The following is an 8,573-nucleotide window of genomic DNA, read 5'->3' as shown; positions in this document are numbered from 1 at the left end:
GAAGTGCGCACTAAAGTAGCGTAAACAAGACACCGGTTTGAGGCCGGTGTCAGGTGATAACTAGATCTGTACACACTGATTTTTCTATGCCGTTGAAATGCATCATGTTTACTATAAAAAATGATATTTTTGGCTGTTACAAAACATTAATATCGAGATAAAGTTTGCTTTAAAAATGAGAGCGTGTTTTAATCTTTCTCGATGGTTCGGCAGTTCAGACCTGATTATGTTAGGCAGTCATTTTAGTAAAGCAGTGATTAGCATAAGCGTTATCCTCGGATAATTCTTATCAAATAATTCTCCTTCTTTAGTGCTCCCCATACGTATTGCTGACGAAAAATCAAAAATTGCCATTTAGGTGGCATTCAACACTATTTAAGGAAATTATTATGTCTAACAAAATGACTGGTACCGTTAAGTTCTTCAACGCTGAGAAAGGTTTTGGTTTCATCTCCCCGGCTGACGGCAGCAAGGACGTGTTCGTACACTTCTCCGCTATCCAGTCCACCAGCTTCAAAACCCTGGACGAAGGTCAGCGTGTTGAGTTCACCATCGAGCAAGGCCAGAAAGGCCCGGCTGCTGCCAACGTAGTTGGTCTGTAATTCAAGCCGGAGCATGCTGCTGATGGCTCATGCCAACTGCTGACAGCTCTGCAAGAATTTAAAAAAACCCGCTTCGGCGGGTTTTTTGTTGTTCCCCGCTTTTTTCCTCACAGATCTCCCCTCCACAGACCGCGTGATCCCTCCCTTACACGCTCTCACCGCTTGAGTCTTAGAATGAGCTCCGAATGGACTCAAAATGTAAAATAGTGACGAAAAAGTCAGGTTATCCGCTGTATTTGCCGCGAATTCTTGCTATTTTGCGCGCCACCAACGCAAACGATTTCCTTCACACTTTCAGGATTAGTTATGGCAAAGCAAGATATGGCCGCCCAAACAGGGACAGGCGGCTTTCTGGACTCTTATTTTTCCATTTCTGCGCGCGGCAGCAGCGTGCGTCAGGAGCTGGTCGCGGGGCTGACCACCTTCCTGGCGATGGTCTACAGCATCATAGTGGTGCCGAACATGCTGGGTGCCGCCGGCTTTGAGCAGGGCCCGGTGTTTGTGGCCACCTGTTTGATCGCCGCCTTCGGCTCCCTGCTGATGGGCCTGTGGGCCAAGCTGCCGATGGCTATCGGTTGCGCCATCTCCCTCACCGCCTTTACCGCCTTCAGTCTGGTGCTGGGTCAGGGGCTGAGCATTCCGGTTGCCCTCGGCGCCATCTTCCTGATGGGGGTGCTGTTTACCCTGATCAGCGTCACCGGCGTGCGCCAGTGGATCCTGGATAACCTCCCCTCCGGCATCGCTCACGGCACCGGCATCGGTATCGGCCTGTTCCTGCTGCTGATCGCCACCAACGGCGTCGGCATGGTGATCAAGAACGAAGGGGCCGGTCTGCCGGTGCAACTGGGTGAAGTGACCGCCTTCCCGGTCATCATGACAGTGCTGGGTCTGGCCGCCATCTTCGGTCTGGAACGTCGCAAGGTGCCGGGCGGCATCCTGATGGTGATTATCGCCATCTCCATCCTCGGCCTTATCTTCGACCCGAAAGTGACCTGGCAGGGCTTCTTCGCCATGCCGAGCCTGACTGGCGAGAAAGGCTCGCTGGTAGGCAGCATGGATCTGCTGGGCGCCCTCAATCCGGTGGTCATTCCGACCGTGTTGGCACTGGTGATGACAGCCGTGTTTGACGCCACCGGCACCATCCGTGCCGTGGCCGGTCAGGCGGGCCTTATCAACGAACGTGGCCATATCATCAGCGGCGGCAAGGCCCTGACTGCCGACTCCGTCAGCAGCATGGTGGCAGGCGCCGTTGGCGGTGCTCCGGCTGCCGTCTACATCGAATCCGCCGCAGGCACCGCGGCAGGTGGCAAGACCGGTCTGACCGCCGCGCTGGTCGGCGTGCTGTTCCTGTTGATGATCTTCCTCTCCCCGCTGAGCTATCTGGTACCGGCTTACGCCACCGCACCGGTCCTGATGTACGTCGGTCTGCTGATGCTGGGCAACGTCACCAAGCTGGACTTCAGCGACTCGGTCGATGCGCTCTCCGGCATGCTGTGCGCCGTCTTCATCGTACTGACCTGCAACATCGTGACCGGCATCATGCTGGGCTTCGTGGCGCTGGTCGTTGGCCGCATCTTCGCTGCCGAGTGGAAGAAGCTGAACGTCGGCACCGTCATCATCGCCCTGGCGCTGGTGATCTTCTATGCCGGTGGCTGGGCCATCTAACCCGTCCGCATATTCCGGTTATAGCGAAGGGCCCTGCGGGGCCCTTTTTCATGGCTGTGAGTCAGCTAACAGTTTCCCACCCGTTTGCCCTGCGCCGTTTCAGATTGAAACGCCCATCCCCCTTCTGCTGTTTCAAATCCGAACCAAATCGCCCGTCATTTTTATCCCTTTTTCTGTCGTTAGACTGGCTCCATCAACCATTTGCCCACCCGTGCGGTGGCAAGCCAAGGAGTGAGCCATGAAGAAACTGATCAATGCCGTCGATGCCGTGGTCCGTGAACAACTGATGGGGATGGCAGCCGCCCACCCCGAGCTCAAGGTACGTATCGAACCCCACTACATCACCCGCGCCGACGCCCCCGTGATGGGCAAGGTGGCGCTGGTCTCCGGCGGTGGCAGCGGCCACGAGCCGATGCACGGCGGTCTGGTGGGCAAAGGGATGCTGGATGGCGCCTGCCCCGGCGAGATTTTTACCTCCCCGACCCCGGATCAGATGTACGAGTGCGGTCAGGCCGTTGATGGCGGCGCGGGCGTGCTGTTTCTGGTGAAGAACTACACCGGGGACGTGCTCAACTTCGAGACCGCGGTCGAACTGCTGCACGGTGACGGGGTCAAGGTGGGCTTTGCCCTCATCGATGACGACGTGGCAGTCAAAGACAGCCTCTATACCGCCGGTCGCCGTGGCGTCGCCACGACCGTGCTGTGCGAGAAGCTGGTGGGTGCCGCTGCCGAAGCGGGCTACGATCTGGCGCGCTGCGAGGCGCTGGCCCGTCGCATCAACAACCAGAGCCGCACCATAGGCGTAGCCATGCATGCCTGTACCGTGCCTGCCGCAGGCAAGCCCTCCTTCACCCTGGCGGACAACGAGATGGAGTTCGGCGTCGGTATCCACGGAGAACCGGGCATCGAGCGCCGCCCCTTCACCGACCTCAATACTCTGGTGGACAACATGTTCAGCGAGCTTGCTGACAACACCCCCTATGGCCGCACCCTGCGCCACTGGGATCGCACCAGCGGCAGCTGGCAGGAGGAGCACACCTTTATCGAGCCGCTGAATGCGGGCGATCGGGTGATCGCGCTGGTCAACAGCCTGGGTGGTACCCCCATCTCCGAGCTCTATGGCGTCTATGGTCGCCTTGCCACCCTGTGCGAAGAGGCGGGCATCCATCTGGTGCGCAACCTGATTGGCCCCTACTGCACCTCCCTCGACATGACCGGCATCTCAATCACATTGCTCAAGGTGGATGATGAACTGATGACCCTGTGGGATGCTCCCGTTCACACCCCCGCCCTGCGTCGCGGCTGCTAAGGAGAACCCATGTTAAGCAAGCATCACATCGTCAACTGGCTGCTCGACTGCGAGCATATCTTCACCGAGCAGCGTGACTACCTCACCGCGCTGGATACCGACATCGGCGACGGCGACCACGGCCTCAACATGCAGCGCGGTTTTGCCAAGGTGGCCGAGAAGCTGCCCGCGGTAGCGGATAAGGATATCGGGCAGGTACTGAAAACCACCGGCATGACATTGCTCTCCTCGGTCGGCGGCGCCAGCGGCCCGCTCTACGGCACCTTCTTTATCCGGGCCGCGGCCAGCAGCGACGCCTGCCAGAGCCTGAGCCTCAGCCAGCTGTGCAAAATGCTGAGCGACGGGGTGGAGGGGATCGTCTCCCGTGGCCGCGCCGAGCCGGGCGACAAGACCATGTGCGATGCCTGGTGGCCGGCACTGGCCGCCCTGCAACAGGCGCAGCAGCAAGAACTGCCCCTCAACGAAGCGCTGGACAAGGCGGTGGCGGCTGCCGCAGCCGGTACCGAGGCGACCATCCAGATGCAGGCCCGCAAGGGGCGCGCCAGCTATCTTGGCGAGCGCAGCATCGGCCATCAGGATGCCGGGGCCACCTCGACCCTGCTGCTGCTGACCGCCCTGCGTGACAGAGCGAGGTTGTGACATGATCGGAATCGTAGTTGTCTCTCACAGCGCCATGCTGGCGGCCGGCTTGAAAGCGCTGGCCGACCAGCTCGGCAGCCCGGCCAGATTGCTGCTGGCGGCCGGGGTCGATGACCCCGCCCACCCCATCGGCACCGACGCCATCGCGGTGATGAGTGCGATTGAAGAGGCGGACGACGGCAGCGGCGTGCTGGTGCTGATGGACTTGGGCAGCGCCCTCTTGAGCGCCGAGACCGCTCTAGAACTGCTGCCCCCGGAGCTGAGCGCCCGGGTACGGCTCTGCCCCGCCCCGCTGGTCGAGGGTACTCTGGCCGCCGTGGTGGCGGCCGGTTCCGGCCTGACGCTGGACGAGGTGGCCGCCGAGGCGCTCGGCGCGCTGGACCCGAAACAGGCGATGCTGCCTGCCAGCCCAGCGCTGGCCGCCACCGAGACGGCCCCCGCTGCCGACGACGGCTGGCTGCGCTGCGAGGTGGTGGTGGATAACCCCCACGGCCTGCATGTGCGCCCCGCCGCCCGACTGGTGGCTGCCCTCAAGCCCTTTGCCGCTGAACTCAAGCTGCAAAAGGGGGATAAAGAGGCCAATCCCCGCAGCCTGACCCGGCTCGCCATGCTCAACGTGCGGCAGGGCGACCAGCTCATCCTGCTGGCGCGCGGCGAGGATGCCAGCGCCGCCTTGGCCTGCTTCCAGCAGCTGGCCGACGAGCGCTTTGGCGACTGACGCCGCACACCATTGTTTCAAGGGGCTGCACTCGCTCGCTGAGCCTGTGCAGCTTCATTCAAGACGAAGGAGTCCCCGGCACAGCCGCCCCTTCGCCCCGATTCTTAATTCATAAAGAGAGAGGGATAAAATATGGACCGCATTATCATCAGCCCCAGCAAATACGTGCAAGGCAACGGGGCCCTCGCCAATATCGGCAACTACGTCAAAGCGCTCGGTAGCAAGCCGCTGATCCTGGCTGACGCCTTCGTCACCAAGCTGGTGGGCGATACCGTGGCCACCAGCTTCCACGGCGCAGGCATCAAGCCCGAGTTCGACTGCTTCAATGGCGAGTGCTCCCGCCCCGAGATCGACCGCCTGCTGGCCCGCTGCCAGCAGACCCCGTTTGACGTCATCATCGGCATCGGCGGCGGCAAGACGCTGGATACCGCCAAGTCGGTCGCCTTCTACCAGAAGGTGCCGGTGGTCATAGTGCCGACCATCGCCTCCACCGATGCCCCCACCAGCGCGCTGGCGGTCATCTACACCCCGGAAGGGCAGTTCAGCGAATACCTGATGATCCCGACCAACCCCAACATGGTCATCATGGATACCGGCGTGGTCTCCCGCGCCCCGGTGCGGCTGTTGGTCTCCGGCATGGGGGATGCGCTCTCCACCTACTTCGAGGCCCGCGCCAACAAGGTTTCCGGTTGCCAGACCATGGCCGGTGGCGCCTCTACGCTGGCGGCGCAGGCCATTGCCGAGCTCTGCTACAAGACCTTGCTGGCCGATGGCTACAAGGCCAAGCTGGCGGTAGAACAGGGGCTCTGCACCAAGGCGGTGGAGAACATCATCGAGGCCAACACCTATCTGAGTGGTATCGGCTTCGAGAGCAGCGGGCTGGCCGCCGCCCACGCCATCCACAACGGTCTGACCCAGCTGGCCGAGTGTCACCACCTCTACCACGGTGAAAAAGTGGCGTTCGGTACCCTGGTGCAACTGGTGCTGGAGAATGCGCCGATGGCGGAGATCGAGACAGTGCTGGGTTTCTGCCGCTCGATCGGCCTGCCGACCAACCTCCATATGATGGGGGTCAAGGAGCTGGATATGGCGCGCCTGATGGAGGTGGCCAAAGCCTCTACCGCCGAGGGCGAGACCATCCACAACATGCCGTTCAAGGTCACTGCCGAGGATGTGCTGGCGGCCATCGTCACCGCCCACCAACTGGGGCTGTAGCAGCGCCACCACTGACCTTGCCATATAAAAACGGCCCCGCAACTGCGGGGCCGTTTCGTTTTCTACGGGCCGGTTTGCAACGGCCTCAATAGCCATCAGCCATGATAGTCGGCGGGATCGATCTCAAGCAGCTTGAGTCGCCGCCACAGGGTGGTGCGGCTGATGCCAAGATGCTGGGCCATCTGGCTCACCTGTCCCTTGCAGGCGTGGGCGCAGCGCAGGATGGCTTGCCGCTCCAGCTCCGCCAGGGTGAGCAGCGGTTGCCCCACTACCTCGTCCTCTACCCGCTGATAGCCGTGCCGAATGGCAGCGGGCAGCGCCTCGGGCGGGATCGGCCCCTGACCGGAATGAAGCAGCGCATGCTCGACGGCGCTGCGCAGCTCCCCCAGATTACCGGGCCAGGGATAGGTGAGCAGACAATCGAGGGCCGCCGGACTGAACTGGCGCACCGGCTCGCGCCCCTGCGCCCCTAGCTGCTGGCTGATCAGGCCCGGCAGATCCGCCGCGCGCTCCCGCAGCCCCGGCAGCCACAGCTCGCACGCCTGCAAGGCATAGAGCAGCTGGCGGCCAAACAGCCCCTCCTGCACCAGCTGCTCCAGCGGGGCGCTGCTGGTGGCGATGATCCGCACCTTGAGCGGCAGGATGCGGGCCGAATCGAAGCGCTGGATGCGGCCGGTCTTGAGCAGTTGCAGCAGCGCAGCCTGCATGGGGGCGGAGAGGCACTCCACCTGCTCCAGTACCAACGTGCCGCCGTGGGCCAGCTCGAACTTGCCCGCCCGCTCCTGCCCCGCCTCGTCGGAACCCATCAGCTCCAGCGCCATCCGCTCGCTCGGCAGCGCCTTGCAGTTGAGGGTAATGAGCGGCCCGGCGGCCCGCTCACTGCCAAAGTGGATCGCCTCCGCCAGCTGGGCCTTGCCCACCTCCTCCTCGCCGCGCAGCAGGATCGGCCCCTGACTCTGGGCCGCCTGCCGGGCGTAGCGCAGCAGCTTGCGCATGGCGCTCGATTCGCCCACCAGCGCCGACAGCTCGGGCACCGTCTGGCGCAGCTGGTGAATGGCCCGCAGCCGATCGACCGGGTGCAGCAGGGCGATAAAGCTGACCCCCTCCGGCCCAGGCAGCGGCTTGAGGCTCACCAGCGCATTGATAAACTCCCCCTCCTGCGCGCCGAGCCGCTCCAGCGTCACCTCCACATGACTGAGCGGCGTCTGCCCCCTGATGGCCAGCTGCAACCGCTGGGGCAGCAACAGGTGCTGCTCCAGCGGTTGGCCGAGACAGAGCGCGGGATCGAGCCGCAGCCGTTGTGCCGCCAGCGCATTGAGATAGCGCAGCCGCCCCTGCGGATCCCAGGCCAGCACGCCGTCATCCATGCCATCGAGCAGGGCGTAAAGCTCGCTCAGGTGGTGCTGGGACTCCTGCATCAGGGTCTCCATCTGCAGCAGATGGGCCAGCTCGCGCCCGGCGCTGACGGTGAGCGCCAGATCGCCAGCGCTCGCCTCCTCCACCTTGCAGATCAGAGCGATGATGGCGACCTGACGGCCATTGCTGTTGTAGACCGGGCTGGCGCAGCTGTGCCACGGGTGCAGGGTCTGGTTGAAGTGCTGGGGGCCGCTGACGCAGAGCGGCACTCCCTCCAGCGCCGCCAGATTGATTGCATTGGTGCCGATGCGCCCCTCGCTGAAGAAGGCGCCGGGGCCAAACCCCAGCACCGCCAGCTCGCGCAGGGTGTCGGGGTGGCCGGTCTGGGCCAGCAGGCAGCCGCTCTCGTCGGTGAGCAGCAGGGCGCAGGGGCGCCCCTCCATAAATTCGTAGAGATCTTCGAGGGCCATCTCGCCGGTGGTGAGCAGGTCGCGCTTGCGCTGGCGCAGGCTCTGCAAGGTCTGCCCCTTGGCGCAGTGGGGCGGATGCCAGAGGGTGGCACTGGTCTGGTGGGCGCAGCGCAGCCAAGATGCCTGCAGATAGTCGGGCCAAGGCTGAAGTTGCTGAAGGAGCTGAAGGTCAGATGGCATGGTCACAGCAATATCCGGCAAGATGTGAGCCGACCATTTAACCACGCCAGCGCCCCCGATTCAGTGACCTGCCTCAGAGGGTAGCAACCCCGCCCTCCTCCCGGTCGGGTTCACCGTCAGCAAATTGCTGGCCGAGCCAGTGGCAGAAGGTGCTGGTACTCCTTAACTCTCCTGATACACCTGCGGGGCCACGGTTTGAGTGTTATTGATTGGCTGCACTTATCCCTTTTATGGGAGATCGATCGTTTGTTCGCCGCCACGGCCACGGATAGTCTATTACTCAGCGCAATTGGATTAACAGCGCGGGTCACTCCCGGTCATTCTGCCACCGCAAAGAGAACACTTAGAGCCGCTAACAAAACCGAGTTGATTCGAATGATGCCAACCCCAACATAGGCAGCATGACACGAAAAATCATC

Annotated in this window: 7 protein-coding genes; 6 read left to right on the top strand and 1 reads right to left on the bottom strand. The window is 62.3% G+C overall.

Annotation, left to right across the window (positions count from 1 at the left end; genetic code table 11):
• Positions 1 to 389 precede the first annotated feature (389 nt).
• The 6 genes from cspA to NOM06_RS20505 all read left to right on the top strand — a co-directional run bounded on the left by cspA (position 390) and on the right by NOM06_RS20505 (position 6,148).
• The gene (gene cspA / locus NOM06_RS20530) at positions 390 to 602 is read left to right on the top strand and encodes an RNA chaperone/antiterminator CspA (RefSeq protein WP_005316548.1); all 213 of its coding nucleotides are present in this window, start codon (positions 390 to 392) and stop codon (positions 600 to 602) included.
• Positions 603 to 908: 306 nt separating this feature from the next.
• Entirely contained in the window at positions 909 to 2,267 is a 1,359-nt protein-coding gene (locus NOM06_RS20525) for an NCS2 family permease (RefSeq protein ID WP_255912993.1), read from the top strand.
• A gap of 238 nt (positions 2,268 to 2,505) precedes the next feature.
• Positions 2,506 to 3,576: a dihydroxyacetone kinase subunit DhaK gene (gene dhaK, locus NOM06_RS20520; RefSeq protein ID WP_255912992.1), complete on the top strand. Its 1,071-nt coding sequence runs from the start codon at positions 2,506 to 2,508 to the stop codon at positions 3,574 to 3,576.
• Between the two features lie 9 nt (positions 3,577 to 3,585).
• A complete protein-coding gene (dhaL, locus tag NOM06_RS20515; protein ID WP_021231630.1) occupies positions 3,586 to 4,215 on the top strand; it encodes a dihydroxyacetone kinase subunit DhaL in 630 nt (209 codons plus the stop codon).
• 1 nt (position 4,216) lies between these two features.
• Positions 4,217 to 4,933 (top strand): dihydroxyacetone kinase phosphoryl donor subunit DhaM, encoded by a 717-nt coding sequence (dhaM, locus tag NOM06_RS20510; RefSeq protein WP_255912991.1) that lies wholly within the window; start codon positions 4,217 to 4,219, stop codon positions 4,931 to 4,933.
• Positions 4,934 to 5,065: 132 nt separating this feature from the next.
• The gene (locus NOM06_RS20505; RefSeq protein ID WP_201958539.1) at positions 5,066 to 6,148 is read left to right on the top strand and encodes a glycerol dehydrogenase; all 1,083 of its coding nucleotides are present in this window, start codon (positions 5,066 to 5,068) and stop codon (positions 6,146 to 6,148) included.
• 95 nt (positions 6,149 to 6,243) lie between these two features.
• On the opposite strand, the gene dhaR is transcribed toward NOM06_RS20505, so the two are convergent.
• The gene (gene dhaR, locus NOM06_RS20500; RefSeq protein ID WP_255912990.1) at positions 6,244 to 8,154 is read right to left on the bottom strand and encodes a dihydroxyacetone kinase operon transcriptional regulator DhaR; all 1,911 of its coding nucleotides are present in this window, start codon (positions 8,152 to 8,154) and stop codon (positions 6,244 to 6,246) included.
• Between the last annotated feature and the right edge of the window lie 419 nt (positions 8,155 to 8,573).

Origin of the sequence: Aeromonas sp. JL9, assembly GCF_024436075.1 — a bacterium.
In the GTDB taxonomy this organism is placed as follows: Bacteria; Pseudomonadota; Gammaproteobacteria; order Enterobacterales; family Aeromonadaceae; genus Aeromonas; species Aeromonas veronii.
Note: the sequence above shows the minus strand (reverse complement) of the source record. Positions and strands in the feature narration are given on the sequence as shown.